At 61.4% G+C, this 17,393-nt stretch carries 13 protein-coding genes; 3 read left to right on the top strand and 10 right to left on the bottom strand.

Annotation, left to right across the window (positions count from 1 at the left end):
• Complete coding sequence (locus tag BW950_RS08670) at window positions 1-636, bottom strand: hypothetical protein (RefSeq protein ID WP_076488900.1); 636 nt, start codon at window positions 634-636, stop codon at window positions 1-3.
• A gap of 271 nt (window positions 637-907) precedes the next feature.
• Here BW950_RS08670 and BW950_RS08675 point away from each other — a divergent pair, with 271 nt between their 5' ends.
• Window positions 908-2,230 carry a tetratricopeptide repeat protein gene (locus BW950_RS08675; protein ID WP_234969068.1) on the top strand — a complete coding sequence of 441 codons (1,323 nt, stop codon included), beginning with the start codon at window positions 908-910 and terminating at the stop codon, window positions 2,228-2,230.
• Here the strand turns inward: BW950_RS08675 and BW950_RS08680 are convergent.
• The 5 genes from BW950_RS08680 to pepT all read right to left on the bottom strand — a co-directional run bounded on the left by BW950_RS08680 (window position 2,214) and on the right by pepT (window position 9,125).
• A complete protein-coding gene (locus BW950_RS08680; RefSeq protein ID WP_083943872.1) occupies window positions 2,214-2,963 on the bottom strand; it encodes a 16S rRNA (guanine(527)-N(7))-methyltransferase RsmG in 750 nt (249 codons plus the stop codon). The two genes, BW950_RS08675 and BW950_RS08680, sit on opposite strands and share 17 nt — an antisense overlap.
• Window positions 2,960-4,825 (bottom strand): tRNA uridine-5-carboxymethylaminomethyl(34) synthesis enzyme MnmG, encoded by a 1,866-nt coding sequence (gene mnmG, locus BW950_RS08685; protein WP_076488903.1) that lies wholly within the window; start codon window positions 4,823-4,825, stop codon window positions 2,960-2,962. Before mnmG ends, BW950_RS08680 begins: the two co-directional genes overlap by 4 nt.
• Before the next feature lie 34 nt (window positions 4,826-4,859).
• Window positions 4,860-6,236 (bottom strand): tRNA uridine-5-carboxymethylaminomethyl(34) synthesis GTPase MnmE, encoded by a 1,377-nt coding sequence (gene mnmE / locus BW950_RS08690; protein ID WP_200796811.1) that lies wholly within the window; start codon window positions 6,234-6,236, stop codon window positions 4,860-4,862.
• A 56-nt stretch (window positions 6,237-6,292) separates the two neighbouring features.
• Window positions 6,293-7,780: a hypothetical protein gene (locus tag BW950_RS08695; protein WP_076488904.1), complete on the bottom strand. Its 1,488-nt coding sequence runs from the start codon at window positions 7,778-7,780 to the stop codon at window positions 6,293-6,295.
• A 79-nt stretch (window positions 7,781-7,859) separates the two neighbouring features.
• Complete coding sequence (pepT, locus tag BW950_RS08700) at window positions 7,860-9,125, bottom strand: peptidase T (protein ID WP_076488905.1); 1,266 nt, start codon at window positions 9,123-9,125, stop codon at window positions 7,860-7,862.
• A 54-nt stretch (window positions 9,126-9,179) separates the two neighbouring features.
• Here pepT and BW950_RS08705 point away from each other — a divergent pair, with 54 nt between their 5' ends.
• A complete protein-coding gene (locus BW950_RS08705) occupies window positions 9,180-10,073 on the top strand; it encodes a DUF2156 domain-containing protein (RefSeq protein WP_076488968.1) in 894 nt (297 codons plus the stop codon).
• Window positions 10,066-13,797 carry a [protein-PII] uridylyltransferase family protein gene (locus BW950_RS08710; RefSeq protein WP_076488906.1) on the top strand — a complete coding sequence of 1,244 codons (3,732 nt, stop codon included), beginning with the start codon at window positions 10,066-10,068 and terminating at the stop codon, window positions 13,795-13,797. Before BW950_RS08705 ends, BW950_RS08710 begins: the two co-directional genes overlap by 8 nt.
• Here the strand turns inward: BW950_RS08710 and ribH are convergent.
• Genes ribH through ribD form a run of 4 tightly spaced genes read right to left on the bottom strand, consistent with a single transcriptional unit; the run spans window position 13,772 to window position 17,365 of the window.
• A complete protein-coding gene (gene ribH / locus BW950_RS08715; RefSeq protein ID WP_076488907.1) occupies window positions 13,772-14,242 on the bottom strand; it encodes a 6,7-dimethyl-8-ribityllumazine synthase in 471 nt (156 codons plus the stop codon). The two genes, BW950_RS08710 and ribH, sit on opposite strands and share 26 nt — an antisense overlap.
• The gene (gene ribB / locus BW950_RS08720) at window positions 14,242-15,573 is read right to left on the bottom strand and encodes a 3,4-dihydroxy-2-butanone-4-phosphate synthase (RefSeq protein WP_234969069.1); all 1,332 of its coding nucleotides are present in this window, start codon (window positions 15,571-15,573) and stop codon (window positions 14,242-14,244) included. The genes ribH and ribB overlap by 1 nt, the downstream gene beginning before the upstream one ends.
• Window positions 15,570-16,211, bottom strand: coding sequence for a riboflavin synthase (locus BW950_RS08725; RefSeq protein ID WP_076488908.1), 642 nt, complete (start codon window positions 16,209-16,211; stop codon window positions 15,570-15,572). Before BW950_RS08725 ends, ribB begins: the two co-directional genes overlap by 4 nt.
• Window positions 16,211-17,365, bottom strand: coding sequence for a bifunctional diaminohydroxyphosphoribosylaminopyrimidine deaminase/5-amino-6-(5-phosphoribosylamino)uracil reductase RibD (gene ribD, locus BW950_RS08730; protein ID WP_076488909.1), 1,155 nt, complete (start codon window positions 17,363-17,365; stop codon window positions 16,211-16,213). The genes BW950_RS08725 and ribD overlap by 1 nt, the downstream gene beginning before the upstream one ends.
• Between the last annotated feature and the right edge of the window lie 28 nt (window positions 17,366-17,393).

A 17,393-nucleotide genomic window follows, 5' to 3' on the forward strand; every position in this document is an offset into this window, starting at 1 on the left:
CTACCGGAAAAGCCGGCTCCACCGGAAGCGGATTCCGGCGGGAAGAACCACCACCGCCGAGGCAGCACGCAGGTCGGGAACAATCCTGGCCCCCAGAAAGGTCATGAACCCGTAGGCTCCAAGAGCAAGAAGGCTCAAACTGATCAGGAGAATCGCCACCAGCACCGTCCAATGGAAGGGACGAGGGTGATGAGAGTCTTCCTCAACATCCTCAGGAGAAAGCGGAGGCTGAAACCGGGGAGATTTTTTTTTGTCTCTCCCTGACTTGTCTCTTCCGGGTTTATCGCTCTCCGGTTTCTCTCTTGCCGAAGGAAATCCCTCGGGCTCCTCCGTATCCAGGGAGCATTCCATCGTCTGCAAGCGACCAGGACCTCCATCAAGGCGGGCTGTGAGCAACCCCTCCTGGTCTACTCCCACAAAAAGCTCCAGGGGAGCATCATCCTCGGAAAGCGGGGCCTCAAGGACCAGCTCTCCGAGAATCCGTTGAGCCTCCCCCTGACGGCGAATGATGGCAACCCGTGCCCCTGGCTGGCCAGACTCGGCCGGGGAAAGAATCAACCGTTTTCGCGTGCGTTCCCGATCGGAGAGAATCGGGAAGAAAGAACCGTCGGCAAGTTGAATTCCTATCTCGGCCACGATGAATACTCCTCGTTTTACGCTATGTCTTTCTTCGAGGTTTGTCAATCTTTGGAGATCTCCATCGGGCTTCGGAGATCTCCATCGGACTTTGCCATCGGGCTGTATCACTCCTGCGGTGGGCACTTCTCCGGGTTCGTGCCCAGGCCTGGTCGCCGTATCACTCCCAATCTCGCCACGAGTGACCGCACCAAACCGGAACCGGTCGTTGACAGCGGGGGGACCCCTCACTGATAATGGGAAAATGCCCTTGCCGGTTTTGATCGTCCTAATGATTCTGGGTGTGCTCGGTCTCGTCCTTCTCTACTGGTACGCCTTCGGGCGATCGGATGTCGAGAAAAAACAGAGAAATCAGCCAAAGAGAGACCGCTCAACCCTCCTGAAGCAGGCCAACAAGCAACTCGCGGCAAATCCGCGGGATCACAAGGCGCTCCTTACCCTGGCGGATATTTACTTTTCCGACCAGGCCTGGGAGAAGGCCATGAAAACCTACGGGATTCTGGTGGGGCTCTGCGCCACCAACCAGGACATCGAGGAGTGGTTTGTCACGGCTCGTTACGCCCTGGCAGCGCTCCAGCTCAAAATGCCCGAGGAGGCCTACAAATCCCTCATGGTGGCCCGCACCCTCAAGGCCGATTCCTTCGAGATCAACACCAACCTGGGGTATCTGGAACACCGGAGGGGCAATCAGGAACGGGCTGCCCAGCTTCTGAATCAGGCCCACCAGGATTCCCCTGACCACATTCCGACACGGCGCCATCTGGGGCGGGCTCTCTTCAAGCTCCACCGATACCAGGAAGCAGGGCGCCATCTGAAAACTGTCATAGACCAGGACCCGAGCGACAAGGAATCCCTGTTCTATCTGGGGCAGATCTATTCGGAGCTGGGGCGAAGCGATCAGGCCCTGATCATCTTCACGCACCTGCGGCCGGACCCGGTACTGGGTCCCAACTCGGCCCTCTATGCGGGGACGATCCGCCTGGCCAAACGGGAAGAGGAAAAGGCCGCCCTGGACTTTGAGCTGGGACTGCGCCACGAGAACATTCCCGAGCAGGTAGAGCTGGAACTGCGCTACCGCCTGGCCCAGGTCTATACCAGCCAGCAGGAGCTGGGTCGGGCCCTGACTCAGCTGACAGAGATAAACAAGAAAAATCCGGGCTATAAGGACGTGGCAAGCCAGATCGCCCGCAGCAAGGAGTTGCACAGCAACAAGAACCTCCAGACCTACCTGATATCGTCCACCAGCGAGTTTTCTGCCCTTTGCCGGAGGATGGTGAACACCTTCTTCAAGAACGCCACCATCAAGATCACCGACATCGCCATGCACAAGAACGACTACGCCGATATTCTGGCCGAGGTTGAAACTGCCCGCTGGGAGGATATTATCCTCTTCCGGTTTATCCGGGGCTCCGGTCAGGTGGGGGAGCTGGTGGTGAGGGATCTCAACGCCCGCCTCAAAGAGACTCACTCCGGGCGGGGGTTCTGCATAACAGCGGGAACCTATTCGGAATCGGCGGTACACTTCGTCGAGGCCCGCCTCATCGATCTCCTTGACAAGGATCAGCTTCTGGAAATATTCAATCGCCTGGAGTAGGAGCAGAACCCGGGGAGTCGGGATCGATCCTGAAGACCAGAAGCGAGCGCTCCCGCTCAAGAAAGGGCACATCCACGGCCAGGACCTCCTCCAGAACTGTGCCCGGGAACGCTTCTATCACCCGGGCATCCTGGTGCGCTGACTCAAGGCGCCCCTTCCAGGCTACCACGGTTGTGCCCGCCGGGAAGACCTTTGCCAGCCCCTTGAGCGTTCCCGGCGTGGTTTGCTGATACGCCCGAAAGACCACCACCGGCGGAGGATCGCTCTGAAAGAGCGCGCGGGCCTCTCCGCAGGGACGCTCGGCGTCGGTCTGCAGCACCTCCAGCGACGAGACTCCCAGAGGTGCAAGGGCACCCTGAAGAAACCGGACCCGCCGCTCCCGCCGCTCCACCAGACAACACCGGTCGAGATACCCCTCCAGCAAAATTGCCAGGGGTATCCCCGGAAGACCGGCGCCGGAACCCAGATCACAGACAACCCGGGACCCCGTCCGCTCCAGTATTCTCCAGACCCGGGGGACACCGGCGGCACTATCCAGCAGGTGCCGCGTTGCCAGCACCAGTGTATCCGCGGCATCCTCCTGAGAGATGAGCCCGAAGACGGGGTTCGATCGGTAGAGATCCTCCAGATAGCGGGAAAGCTGCACCAGAGACCTCCCGGGATCATCCTGCGGAGGCAACGCCGGAATCGCGGCAAGCCCCTGGGCCAGACGTTCTTCACTGGGCGACATCATGCTGCAGAGTTCCGTTTTCGCCTAGGGTCAAGCATGACCATCAAGACCGTGACATCGGAGTTGCGAACGCCGGGGATTCTCGAGGCCTGCCCCACGGACAGGGGCCGCACGGAGCGAAATTTTTCCCGCGCCTCGTTGGAGATCCCCTTTACCTGGGAGTAATCATAGTCGGGGGGAATTCTGAGAGACTCCAGGCGGCGGAAACGGTGAACCATTTTCTCTTCCCGCGCCACGTACCCCTCGTACTTTACGTCCAGCTCGACCTGACGCAGCCACTCCGGGGGAATATCCCCGGGGAGATCTTCCAGAAAGGGGAGAAGCATCTCCAGGGATACCCGGGGGTTTTTGAGGATTTGGTGAAGACTTTTGCCCTGTTGGCCCTGGAGCACCTCCAGCGAGGGCTCGTCCCGATCACGGAGAAAGCGTTGCTGCAATGCTCCGGTAATCGTCGCCAGGGTCTTGCGCTTTTCCTGAAATCGCGCCCAGGCCCGATCGTCGTGCATTCCCAGATTGTAGGCCAGCTCAAAAAGCCGCATATCGCTGGAATCATGGCGCAGATTCATCCGGTGTTCCGCCCGGGAGGTGAACATCCGGTAGGGCTCCTTCGTTCCCAGAGTCACCAGATCGTCGATCATGACCCCGATATAGGCTTGGGAGCGGTCCAGAAGAAGGGGTGCCTCTCCCGCCAGAGCCCGGGCGGCGTTGATTCCTGCCACAAGGCCCTGACCGGCGGCCTCCTCGTACCCGCTGGTCCCGTTGGTCTGGCCCGCCAGATAGAGGCCGGGAAGGACCTTGGCCTCCAGAGTCGGGTAGAGCTGGGAGGGATCGATATGGTCGTATTCCACGGCGTAGCCGGGCCGAACCACCTGAGCCTTCTCGAGGCCCGGAATGGTATGGATAAAGTCCCGCTGAACCTCTTCAGGAAGAGAGCTGCTGATCCCGTTCAGGTAGAGCTCGCCCGTGGAACGCCCTTCGGGCTCCAAAAAAATCTGATGCCGGTCACGATCGGGAAACTTTACCACTTTGTCTTCAATGGAAGGACAATAACGAGGCCCCGATCCCACGATATCCCCCGAAAAGAGAGGAGAGCGATCGAGATTGTCCGAGATCACCCGGTGGGTTTCGGCGGTGGTATAGGTGATGTAGCACTGAACCTGGTCCCGGATAATGCGACCTCCCCCATAGGAGAAGGGAATGATCTCGTCATCGCCGAACTGGGGCTCCACTTTGGAGTAGTCCACGGAATCGGCCATGATCCGGGCAGGCGTTCCCGTTTTCATGCGGCCCAGCCGAAATCCCACCGATTCCAGGGCCCTGTCAAGGCCATAACTGGCGGGCTCGCCCAGGCGCCCTCCTTCGGCCTGATAGGAACCGACAAAGATCCTGCCCTTGAGAAAGGTCCCTGTGGTGACCACTACCACCCTGGCTTCTATCCGGTTTCCCCGCTCGGTTATCACCCCGGCAAGCCGGCTCCCCCGGGGCGTGTAGAGAAGATCCACCACGGTGTCCTGCAAAAGCGAAACTCCCGGTTCCACCTCGAGGGCCCGTTTTGCCGCGATCTGGTAGGCCTGTTTGTCGGCCTGTGCCCGGGGCGCCTGCACAGCCGGCCCCCTGCTTCGGTTCAAAACACGGAACTGGATCATGGTTTCATCGATGAGCTGAGCCATTCGGCCACCAAGCGCATCGATCTCGCGAACCATATTTCCCTTTGCGAGGCCCCCTATGGCGGGATTGCAACTGAGTTTGCCTATGGTATCGAGGTTTTGGGTAATCATGACCACGGAGAAGCCCAGGCGGGCGATCGCCAGGGCCGCCTCAATTCCGGCGTGGCCTCCCCCGACAACAACGGCGTCCATTTTCATAGGCGTGAAATCTACCATTCATGGGTGTTTTGGTCTACTTTCCTACGCAGAACTGCTGAAAAACCGCATCAAGAATATCCGCCGAGGTTACCTCTCCGGTAATTTCTCCCAGAGCGTGGATCGCTTCCTGGACATCCAGGCTTATGGCATCCACAGGCATCTCCTCCTGAATCCCCCGATCAACTTCCTGCAACGCCGCAGCGGCCCGCTCCAGGAGGTCCCGCTGGCGAAGCGAATCGATCACGGGGCTCTCCTCCTGGCACCGGTGCTCCGGGGTCACCCGTCGCACCACCTCTTCCAGGAGCGGTTCCATTCCCTGAAGCGTGCGGGCGCTCACCGGAAAAAATCCTTCGGGAGGGGGAAGACAGGCCCGATCGTCGGCCTTGTTCCAGACTGGAATGAACGGGGGGGATCCGCTTGCCTTGGCCCGATCCAGGCGATCCTCTTCTTCTTCGGCGAGTCCCCGGACACCATCTACCAGGTAGAGGACCAGGTCTGCCGCCTCCAGAACCTGGCCGGTGCGGCGAATCCCTTCACCTTCAAGAATCTCCCCGGTCTCCCGCAGACCCGCGGTATCAAAAATTCGTACCGGGATGCCCCCGAAATCGAGAGAACTCTCGATGTAATCCCGGGTTGTCCCGGGAATGTCGCTCACGATTGCCCGGTCCTCTTTCAGCAAGGCGTTGAAGAGGGAGGATTTTCCTGCGTTCGTTCTCCCTGCCAGAGCAATGACGACCCCCTCCTGGTAGAGTTTTCCCGCGCTATACGAGGCAGCCAGTTGCAGAAGCCCCTCCCGGATATGACGAAGAGCCTGCCGATCCAGGGGGATCTGGCCCGTCTCTTCCTCGGGATAATCCAGCTGCAGGGCGATCCCTGCCATGATCTGCACCAGCTCGTCCTTGAAGCGGTTCACCTCAGCCTCCACGCTCCCCCCCAGGCGCCCCAGGGCAAGACCGTGACCTCGGGCAGTGCGGGCCGAGACGATCTCCTGAACTGCCTCGGCCCGGGTGAGGTCGACCTTTCCAGCCAGAAAGGCCCTCAGGGTGAACTCCCCCGGTTCTGCCCGGCGGAATCCGCTGCGGAAGAGCAAAGCCAGAATTTCCTGAACCCCCGGAACGCTGCCGTGACAGAACAGTTCCACCGCATCTTCTCCGGTATAACTGCGGGGGGCACGGAAGACTCCCACCATAAGATCATCAAGAACCCGACCGGTTTCGGGATCACGCAACTGAGCCCGGCGAAGGCGCCCCCCGGGGCAACGGGCCAGCGACGCGGGCCTGTCCGTGAGCGCGGCCACAGCCTCAATACAGCCGGGACCCGAGGTTCGGATCACCGCCAGGGCCGAGGAGCCCAGGGGCGTAGCCAAGGCGGCGATCAGATCGTTTTCCTGAGAGATAATGTTGCTGTTCACGGAGCTATTCTCTCCCAGACGGGGAGATTACGGAAGCCCCGCCGGGGTGTACCCGATCAGGGCAGGCGCGGAGCCAACTGCCGCGCGGCGCGCCTGCCGGCGGAGAGAAAGGCCGACCGAAGGGTGTTCCTGGCGTCGCGTCCCGAAACACGCTCTTCCAGATGTATCCTGGCCAGTTCCTGATCTCTGCGCAGATCAAAGGCCGCAGCCTCCAGGGAGATAACCACCGTGACTCCCTCGCTCTCGTCGAATCGAAGAATGGACGCTGTTCCAAGAACGATCCGCTCCGCCGAGGATAGAAGTTCGAAGGGGAGAAGGTCATAGAGGTCGGCGATGGTAACCCGGGACAGATCCGAGAGCGCCCGAACTGTGGCTGGCGAAATATCGGCCGGAACAAGGGTAAACCCCTCTTCCTGGAAATGTTGAATCGCTCCCCGGGTTGATTCACGGGAGGGGATCGGCAGACCCGCGATATCACGGTCTATCATGATCACCGCCGTGGGTATTTCGGCGGCACCGGAATCAATCCGGAGCCGAACCTCGGCGGAAAGCCGCTCCTCCAGAGCCTGGAGAAGGATCAGTTCGGGGCGATCTTCCCCAGGGAGCTCCTCTTCTTCCAGCGCCTCCCGCCAGCGTTCAAGGGCGATTCCCGCCTCTTCGGGGCGAAATACTATCCGGGACAACCCTGCCAGGGAGGGCTCGGGTATTCTGAAAGACCCCACACCGGAACTCCCGGTGGTCACCGAAGCCCGATGCCTGGCCTGGCGCCCCTCCAGGGGAGGGTCCTGGAGGACCACCGCCAGAGGAACCCCGGGAAGATCTTTCTGCGCGCCTTGATCGGAGAGGCGAACCAGCAAAGGCTGCTCCAGGGGTTGACCCAGGGCAGTACGAACCTCTCCAGGCGTGGCGGTCAACGTCAGCCGGGCCGCTGCCGAGAGCGCCTCCTCGAGGCGGCCTACCCGTTCCTCCCGGGACGAAGGGATTGGTCCCTTCAGAAGGGCCTCCACCGCTTCCAGAGCGCCCGTCTCCCGGGAGGGCTCTTCCTCCCGGGCACCCTGCTGGTCCTTGTCTTGCCTCGGGGCCGAGACGGCCGCCGTCGCCTCGGCAAGAACGGCATCGATGCGATCGAGATCCGAGGCGATATCATCTTTCTCATAGAGAAGGAGCAGGAACCGTTCGTGACTTCCATCGGAACGGAGCGCGCGAAACGAGTCCTGCCGAAGCAGATGATGACGCCGCTCCTGCGAGACCAGGAGGAGCGCCTCTCCCTGCTGATCGGTCAGACCCCGGGCCAGGGGGTCAAAACGTGCAATAAGAATCTGGAGAATCTGATCTTCGATATCCCGGTACGCCGCCTGGGTTGCGGCCCCGCGGGTTTCCCCCACACCGTAGCCCACAAGAAGGACCTCTTCTGTATCGGACGGGGGGATCATCTGCGCCCAGGGTGGCAAATCGGAAGGGTCCTGGACCGTGGTAGCACACCCCCAGAAGAATCCCGCCAGCACCAGACCCAGGACAAATCGAACATCTTGTTTCCGCATCATCGCTCCATTCTCTCGCTGCACACTGTATCCATTCCTGCGCCCCAGGACCTTTCCAGTGTACCACTCCGGGGCAAGAGAATCAGCTTTTTTCGGGAACCTCGTCCTTCCAGAGCCGAACCAGATGAAGAATCGTCTCGGTAGCCCTTCTCATGGCCGAGACGGGAATCCACTCGTAGCGTCCGTGGAAGTTGAAGCCTCCGGCAAAGATATTGGGCGTGGGGATTCCCATCTCGGTGAGGCGGGACCCATCGGTGCCGCCCCGAATCGGCTCAAGGACCGGCTCAAGGCCTGCTGCGCGGACGGCCTTTTCCAGGACATCCATCACAAAGGGATGGCGCGAGATGGTATCGTACATATTCAGGTATTGCTGTCTGGCCCGAACCTCGATCCGGGAGCGGGGATAGGCCAGCTCCAGCGTTTTTCCCAGCTCTTTCAGGTATGCCACGCGGCGATCCACCTGGGCCTGATCAAAGTCGCGAACGATCAACTCTATCTCGGCCCGGCCGTAGTCCCCCCGGACCTCCACGGGGCAGTAAAAGCCGTCGCGACCCTCCGTTGCCTCGGGGCTTTCGGCCTGGGGAATCGCCGCCAGATAGCGGCCCGCCAGAGCCACGGCGTTCACCAGTTTGTTTTTGGCGCTCCCCGGGTGAATCACGTACCCTTCGATCTCCACCTGAACCTGCCAGGCCGAGAAACACTCCGCCTCGATGCTTCCCTGGCGGCCCCCGTCCAGAGTAAAGGCGAATTGTGCCGTGATCCACTCCAGAGGAATTTTATCGACACCCCGGCCGATCTCTTCATCGGGCGTAAAGATCACCTCGATCAAGCCATGTTCAACCTCAGGATGATCCTGAAGAAAACGCAGGGCGCTCATGATTTCAGCCACACCCGCCTTGTCGTCGGCCCCCAAAAGAGTGGAGCCGTCGGTGGTTATCACCGTATCGCCAATATAATCGAGCAAATCCGGATATTCCGCCGGGTCCAGGCGATATCCGTGACCCAGCTCCAGGGGAGAACCGTCGTAGGATTCCCAGAGCCGGGGAGACACACCCTCACCCGAGAGATCGGGCGCCGTATCAAGGTGAGCCAGCAGAAGCAGGGGCGGAGCCGTTACCCCCGGAGAGGCGGGGAGCCGGGCCGTTACGTAACAATGGTCAGTGACAGATACCTGGGAAACTCCCATTTCCTTCAGTTCCCGGGCCAGCAAATGAGCCAGATCGAACTGCCTTTTTGTGGAGGGAGTCTCTTCGCAATGGCGGTCACTGGTGGTATGAACCCGAACGTACCGGAGAAACCGTTCCTGTACATCGTCGGTGAGCAGGGCATGATATTGTGTAAGATCCATGCCTCATGATAGACGGGTTTGATACTCTCCGGCAAGTTTCCGTATATTGTAGATATGACGATTCCCCGATATCCCGATGTTGCTCCCCTCAGCTTTAGCCAGCGGGACGCCTTGCACCCACGACTGGCCCTTCTGCCCGAGGGAATATCGGAGTTTACCTTCGCCGGTCTCTACCTTTTTCGGGACACCTACGCCTATCGTGTCTCATCCCTGCCCGGAGATCACCTGGTAGTGGCGGGTGAGCGAGAGGGCAGCCCCTTTTGCATGCTTCCCTGCGGCCTTCCCCAGGATCCGGACCTTCTCGGGGATCTCCTGGGGCGCTTCGGATATATCAAGGGCCTGGGAGAACCCCAGGCCGATGAATCCTGGGTGTGGCTGGAACAGCAGGGGTATACCATACAGGAGGATCGGGATAACTTCGATTATCTCTACCTCAGGACGGACCTGGCTGAGCTTGCAGGCAAGCGGTACCACAAAAAGAGAAACCACGTGAACGCCTTCATCAACAATTACCTCTACGACGAGCGGCCCCTGACACCGGAGAACCGGGAAGACGCCTTGTCCATTCTGGAACGCTGGCAGGCATCCCGGGAGGACCGGAACGATTACATCGCAGCCCGGGAAGCGCTGGAACGGTTTCAGGAACTCGACCTTCGGGGGTACCTGGTCTATGTGGACAACGAACCGGCAGCTTACACCCTGGGGGAACCCCTCATGAAGGGGAGGAGTTTTGTGGTGCACTTCGAGAAAGCTCTGGACCACTACCGGGGAATCTACCAGTTCATCAACAAGGCCTTCGCCACGATCCTTCCGCGCCACTATACCTGGATTAACCGGGAGCAGGACCTGGGCGACCCGGGGCTGCGGCAGGCCAAGATGACCTACCGGCCCTGGGGGTTTGTCAAAAAATACCGGGTAACCGGCACCACAGCGGGAAATCATGGCTAAAGAAACAATCACCCTCTCCGATCTGGTACAGCCCTACCAGGGCTCCCCCGATCAGGAGCACCACAACCAGAAGAGCGCCGATCTCTACGGCTTCACCCTGCACCTGAAGGACGCACCGGGGCTCTTCAGCTACATCAGCGGTATCCTGGGAGCCCGGGGGTTCAACATCCTGGAAGGTGAGATCACCACCGCCGGGGGGGACGCCCGGGACACCTTTCGGGGACAGATCTCTCCGACCCTGCTGGAAGAAGCCGGCGGGTTTCCCCACTGGCTGGAGAAAACCCGCCAGGACCTGCAACAGATTCTGGCCCCCCTCTACCAGGCAACGCCCGATCCGTCGGCGGTACGGGACGCCGTGGCCGAACGGGTTGCCCTGGCCCACGGAGAAAACCGGGAAGACCCTTCGGGGGAACAGGATCGGGGGGAACCCCTGCTCCCCATAGAAATAGAGATCACCGGCGAGGATGAAACCACCCGCATCCGCGTTCAATCCCAGGACACCTCCTTCTTTCTCTATTCTCTGGCCAGCGCCCTGGCCTTGCAGGATCTCTTGATTCGCAACGTCCAGATCGAGACCCGGGACGAACTGATCCAGGATGTCTTCTGGGTTACCACCCGCTCGGGAAAACCCGTAACGCGCCCGGAGGACCTCCGGCGGTTGCGCCTCTCGATCCTGGTGACAAAACAGTTTTCCCACGCCCTTCACAGCGCAGCCGATCCCCAGGAGGCGTTCCTTCGCTTCGAGGAGCTGGTCCGACAGGTCGCTCTGGAGGATGAAGGCGACCGGTTCCGGGATCTCCTGGCAAATCCCGGGGCTCAGCGAAAGCTCGCCCGCCTTTTGGGAGCCAGCGATTTTCTCTGGGAAGACTTCATCCGCCTGCAGTACGAGAATATTCTTCCCCTCCTCCAGGTCTCCCAGGGGAACCGCCTCCTGAGCACTCCCGGCGAGAACCTGGCTCCGGCTCTGGAAGCCGCCCTGGAGGGGGCACCATCGGCCCGGGAGGAGAAGCGCATCCTGAACCGCTTCAAGGATCAGGAGGCTTTTCTGATCGATGCCGATCACATCCTCCAGAAAAACACCGATTTTTTCTTTCTGAGTCATCGCCTCACCAAGCTGGCCGAGGTGGTGGTGGACCAGGCCTACCGGCTGAGCTGGAAATATCTGACTGACCGCTACGGAATCCCCCGGACTGCGGCGGGCCTGCCCGCTCACTACGCCGTCTTCGGACTGGGAAAAATGGGAGGAAGCGCCCTGGGCTACGCCTCGGACATCGAACTGATGACCCTCTACAGCGACCGGGGCGAGACCGACGGCCCCGAAGGGATCAGCAATACCGAGTTTTTCGAGAACCTCGTACAGGGGGCTCTGGGACTTATCGAGGCGAAACGGGAGGGGATCTTCCGGATCGATCTTCGGCTGCGTCCCTACGGGGAGGATGGCCCCCGGGCGGTCCATATCGAGACCTTTATCGAGTATTTTGGCCCTGCGGGGAAGGCCCATAGCGCCGAGCGGCTTGCCCTGATCAGGCTTCGGCCCGTAGCGGGAGATCCCGAGCTGGGGCGTCGCGTCATAGCGATACGGGACCAACTGGTCTACGAGACCGATTCGATCTCCACCTCGGAGATTCGGGAGCTTCGCCTTCGTCAGGCGCGGGAGAAGGCCGGCGACGGCCGGTTGAACGCCAAGCTCAGCCCCGGGGCGTTGGTAGACCTGGAGTATAATGTACAGCTCCTGCAGGTCTCCCGAGGCAGGACCAACCGGGCCTTGCGCAACCCCGGAATCCACGCCACCCTGCGGGGGCTCTCCCAGGAGGGAACCCTGGACACGGAAGAGACCGAAGCGATGATCCGCTCCTACCGCTTCTTCCGCACCCTGATCAACGGCTTGCGAATGCTTCGGGGAAACGCCCGGGACCTCTTTCTTCCCCGCTATAATACCCCGGAGTTCATCCATCTGGCCCGCAGGATGGGCTACAGCGACACTGAGGATATCGGAAGCGCCGATCAGCTCCGGATCGATTTCCAGGTAGAAACCGCAGCAATCCGCAGCTTCGTCGAGCGCCACCTGGGCGAAGAGGCCCTCCCCGAGGCACCCCGGGGAAATCCTGCCGACCTGGTCCTCTCCGAGGCCGTGAGCGAGGAGAGAAGCTCCGAACTCCTGGCCGAGGCAGGATTCCGGAACCCCGCCCGGGCAATCGCCAACATACGCCGGATCGCCCGGTCGCCGGCAGAGCGGAACACCTTCGCCCGATTGCTGGTCCTGGCCTGGGATTACCTCTCCGGCTCCAGCGATCCCGACATGGCCCTGAACAACTGGGAACGTTTCACCGAGGAGGTAGGTGACCGCCCGAAGTTTTTCTCCCAGCTTCTCTCCCAACCCCGACGCATGGAAATCATGCTTCGTATCTTTGCAGGAAGCCAGTTCCTCTCGGACACGCTCATTCGAAACCCCCTCTTCCTGGAGTGGATCAGCGATCCCCGGATCGTCACCTCTCCCCGCAATCAGGCGCAGATGGAGCAGGAACTTCTCCAGGACCTCGCCGGAGAGAGCGACCGGCTCAGCCGGCTTGGAACGCTGCGGCGCTTTCGGAAGCGGGAAATCCTGCGAATCGGGACCCGGGACATCTGCCTGGCCGGAGACTTCGAGGATATCATCCGGGAGCTAAGCGACCTGGCCCGGGCAGTTGTGGAGGCGACTCTTCAGGAGGTTCTGCGTCATCATCCCCAGCCAGAAAGCCCTCCGGGCCGCTTCGCCATTCTGGCCTTCGGGAAACTGGGAGGCGGAGAGCTCAACTACAGCTCCGACATCGATTTGCTGGCAATCTACGATCTTCCCCGGGACCCTCCGGGCCAGGCCCGGACCGCGTCGGCTCAACCTCACGGAACGCCCCGGACACCCCGGGAAAACCTTGACCGGGAAGGGCCGGAACGGTTCTGGAGCGGCGTGTTCCGACAGGTTGTGCGGGACATCTCGGACTTCACCGTGGACGGCCAGGCCTATCGGGTGGATCTGCGGCTTCGGCCCTGGGGGCAGGAAGGACCCCTGGTCTCAAGCCTGGACCAGATCCTGGAATACTACAAGACCGGGGCTGACCTCTGGGAACTTCAGGCGGCGATCAAGCTTGCCCCCATCGCGGGAGACCTTGACTTGGGAGCAGCCTTTCTGGAACACCTTCGTCCTGTCTTTACCCGTCGGCTCCAGCAGGCTGGCGGGGATAGAATCCTGGCAACGGTGCGAACCTTGCGAAAACGGGCCGTCAGTCAGTACGCCACCGATCCATCCTCACGGGATGTAAAAAACGGCGAGGGGGGAATCAGGGACATCGAGTTTTTGCTGCAGGCACTCCAAATGCTCCACCACTCCCTGTACCCCAATCTGATAACAGGCAACACCCTGGAGGGGCTCACCTGCCTGGAGGAAGCAGGCCTTCTGGAGCCGGATCAGGCGGCCAGGCTCAGGGAGGACTACCGGTTTCTGCGTCGGATCGAGCATTTTCTCCAGGCCTACGAGGATCGGCAGCTTCACACGCTGCCGGCGGAGCCCCGGGCCCGGGAGAAGCTCGCCCGGATCGTCCTGGGCGCTCCTCCGGCAGGGCAGCCCTCCCCGGACTTGCCTGGGGAGCTCCCCACGTCGGAGTTGCTCTCGGCACGGCTCCAGGAGACCCTCCAGCGGGTCCGGGGTGAATACGACCGGGTTGTTACCGAATCTGCCCGGTCAGGTTGACCATCTCGATCAGCCCCAGAGCTGCGTCCCAGCCCTTGTTTCCGGCCTTTGTCCCGGCCCGCTCCACGGCCTGCTCAACCGTGTCGGTGGTGAGAACCCCAAAGGTGATGGGGACCCCCGTGGCAAGGCTCACCGAGGCGATCCCCTTGCTCACTTCGGCCGAAACATAGTCGAAGTGGGGAGTGGACCCGCGGATAACCGCTCCCAGGCAAATGAGACCGTCGTAGGCTCCGCTTTGAGCCATTTTTTGGGCCACCAGGGGTATTTCCCAGGCTCCCGGAACCTTTGCCAGCGTAATCGAGCCGGTATCCGCACCGTGACGGGTGAGGCAATCCAGAGCGCCCTCGACAAGACGGTCCGTGATAAAGGAGTTGAACCGGGCAGAGACCATTCCCACACGCAGACCCTCGGCAGAGAGCCTTCCTTCCAGCACACGATAATCCATTAGTCATCCTTTCCCAGGTGCCCCATCTCTTCGAACTTTGTCCTCAGATAGGCCTGGTTGTGTTTTGTTTGCCCCGTCAGGAGGGGAATCCGTTCAGTAACCTCGATTCCACCGGCCCCCAGGGCCGCCTGTTTTTCGGGATTGTTCGTCAGAAGCCGCACCCGCCGGTATCCTCCCTGGCGAAGAACCGCTGCGGCAGCACCAAATCGTCGAAGATCGGCCTGATGGCCCAGAGCAAGATTCGCCTCGATCGTGTCCAGGCCCTGATCCTGAAGGGTATAGGCCCGAATCTTCTCAAACAGACCGATTCCCCGCCCTTCCTGCCGAAGGTAGACCAGGGCGCCCCCCTGACGGGCGATCTCCCCCAGGGCGTGGTGGAGCTGGGGGCCGCAGTCGCAGCGCTGGCTGTGGAGGGCCTCTCCCGTGAGACACTCCGAATGGACTCTCACCAGGGGATCCTTGCCCGAAGGCCGCTCTCCCCGGTGCTCCATCAGGAGAACCTCCGGGGTAGACGGGTCAGCCGTTCTGAAGGCCCGGACCTGGAACTCGCCAAAATCGGTGGGAAGGAGCGCCTGGGAGGAGGACTCCAGGGCTATATCCCCCAGGGCATCGCGGTACACGATCAGGTCAGCCACGGAAATCAGGGGAAGGTCAAAACGCCGGGAGAGATCCTCCAGGTCCGGGCCCCTGGCCATGGTGCCGTCGTCGTTGAGGACCTCGCAGATAACCCCACTGGGGATAAGTCCTGCCAGCCTCGCCAGATCGACCGCTGCCTCGGTATGGCCCGGCCGGACCAGAACGCCGCCCTCCCGGGCCACCAGGGGAAAGACGTGACCGGGCCGCCGCAGATCCTCGGGAGCTGTCCCGGGATCTATCACGGCAGCGATCGTCCTGGCCCGGTCCGCCGCGGAGATCCCCGTTGTGACGCCCTCCCGGGCATCGACACTGACCGTGAAGGCCGTGGAAAGTCCTTCGGTATTCACCGGGGCCATAGGTCCCAGGTTCAGCCTGCGGGCAATTGATTCCGGCAGAGGCTGGCAGATCAGGCCCCTGCCCTGGACCGCCATGAAGGCGATCGTCTCCTCCGTGGCGTGTTCGGCCGCGCAGACCAGATCACCCTCGTTCTCGCGACTCTCATCGTCCCGGACAAGAATCATCCCTCCCGATCGAATAACATCAATCGCCCGGGCCACCCTGTCCAGGGTTGCCGAGGACCTTCGTCGTCTTTCTGTGATCCCGGTTTTTTCTGTAGCCCCGGTTTTTTCTGTAGCCCCGGTTTTTTCTGTGGTTTTATTCTTTTCTGCGGTCACCAGATCCTCTCCTTGTCTCATGTTCCGTATCCCCAGGCCGCAAGACGCTCCTGCGAGAGCCCCCCTTCGGGGGAGAGCCCCAGCAGGCGCTCCACATAGCGGCCGATAATGTCCACTTCGATATTTACCGAATCTCCCGCCCGACGATCCCGGAGAACCGTAGCGTCCCAGGTGAGGGGAATCACGTTCACCGTGATCCCCTCCGAATCCAGCCCGGCAATGGTAAGACTCACTCCGTCTATGGTGATTGACCCTTCCCGGACGCAATACCGCAACAGCTCCGGAGAGAGGGCGACCCCGAGAAACCCGTTGGGGCCAATACGGCGGGACTCCCTGATACGGGCGGTTCCGTCCACGTGTCCCTGGACAAAATGCCCGCCCAGCCGAGACGAGGGGGTAAGAGCACGCTCAAGGTTCACCCGGTGGCCCGGCCTGAGCGTTCCCAGGGTTGTCTTCTCCAGAGAGACCGCCAGGGTCTCCACAGTGAAAGACTGTGGGCCAATATCGGTGACTGTCTGACAGACTCCGTTCACGGCGACAGAATCGCCCGGGGCCATCCCCTGGATCACAGCTGAAGCCCGAATCTGAAGGCTCTGATAGTCCCCCCGGCGGGCAACCTGCCCCACCTGGCCGATTTCCTCGACGAGTCCTGTAAACATCAGACGACTCCTTCCTGCGCTACGGCCACAATCTCTCCGGCCCAGCCCCGGCGGTAGCCGTCAAAGCACTGCTGGTTTCCTATGCGGTCCCACCTCACCTCCTCAAAGGCCACGGCCTGATCAATTCGGTGAATTCCCAGATCTCCCACAGCCTCCCGACCGGCTCCCAGAACCAGGGGAGCCACGTAGGCCGTAAGCCGGTCAAAAAGGCCGGCCCGGAGAAAAGCGGTAATGACCAGACCGCCCCCCTCAACCAGGATGGAACGAACTCCCTGGTCCTTCAGGCTGCGAAGAACATCCTTCAGATCAAGACCCTGCCGGGGGTCTTCCCTGCAGGGAAGGACTGTGACCCCCTTCTCCTGCAGGGCCAGGACATCATCCCGGGGAGCTCCTTCGGAAACGCAGAGCAGAAGCTCCCCGGCGCGGTGCCTCACGAGAGAACTCTCCCGGGAAAGGCGGGCCTGGCTGTCCAGCACGATTGCCCGGGGCTGCCCCCGGGCCGGCAGCGGTGCATCCCGGACGGTCAGAAGGGGGTCGTCTGTTTCGGCAGTGTTTCTGCCTACCAGGACGGCATCGCAGGCACCCCTCAAGCGGTGAACCCCGGCGCGGGCTTTCTCATCGGTGATCCACCGGGAGTCACCCCGGGCGGTGGCCAGGCGGCCGTCCAGCGAGATGGCGCATTTGAGATGAACAAAGGGACGCCCCAGGGCCATGGTGGTGTTAAAGGCTCTGTTATGTCGAATGAAGGGAGCCGGATCGTCGGCACAATCCACGATGATACCGGCCTCACGAAGACGCCTCAGGCCTCGGCCCCGCACGGCCGGGTTCGGGTCCTGCTGCCCCACCACAACACGGGATATTCCGGCAGCGATAATCGCATCTACGCAGGGGGGCTGGTGTTTTCCGGGGCCTCTGTGCGAACAGGGCTCCAGATTGCAATAGAGAACTCCTCCGCGTGCACTGGAACCGGCCCTGGCTAGGGCCTCGGCTTCAGCATGGGCCTCGCCGTACCGGCGGTGGAAGCCTGTCGCGATGACTTCTCCAGCCTGAACAATCACAGCGCCGACCTGGGGGTTTGGTTCAACCCGGCCAGCGCCGCCTTGTGCGAGCTCGAGAGTCTGGACAAGCCTCCGATCATCTTGATCGTCAAGCATGGTCACCTCCCGGCTCGGGGCGCACGTA

The organism is Alkalispirochaeta americana, from assembly GCF_900156105.1.
In the GTDB taxonomy this organism is placed as follows: Bacteria; Spirochaetota; Spirochaetia; order DSM-27196; family Alkalispirochaetaceae; genus Alkalispirochaeta; species Alkalispirochaeta americana.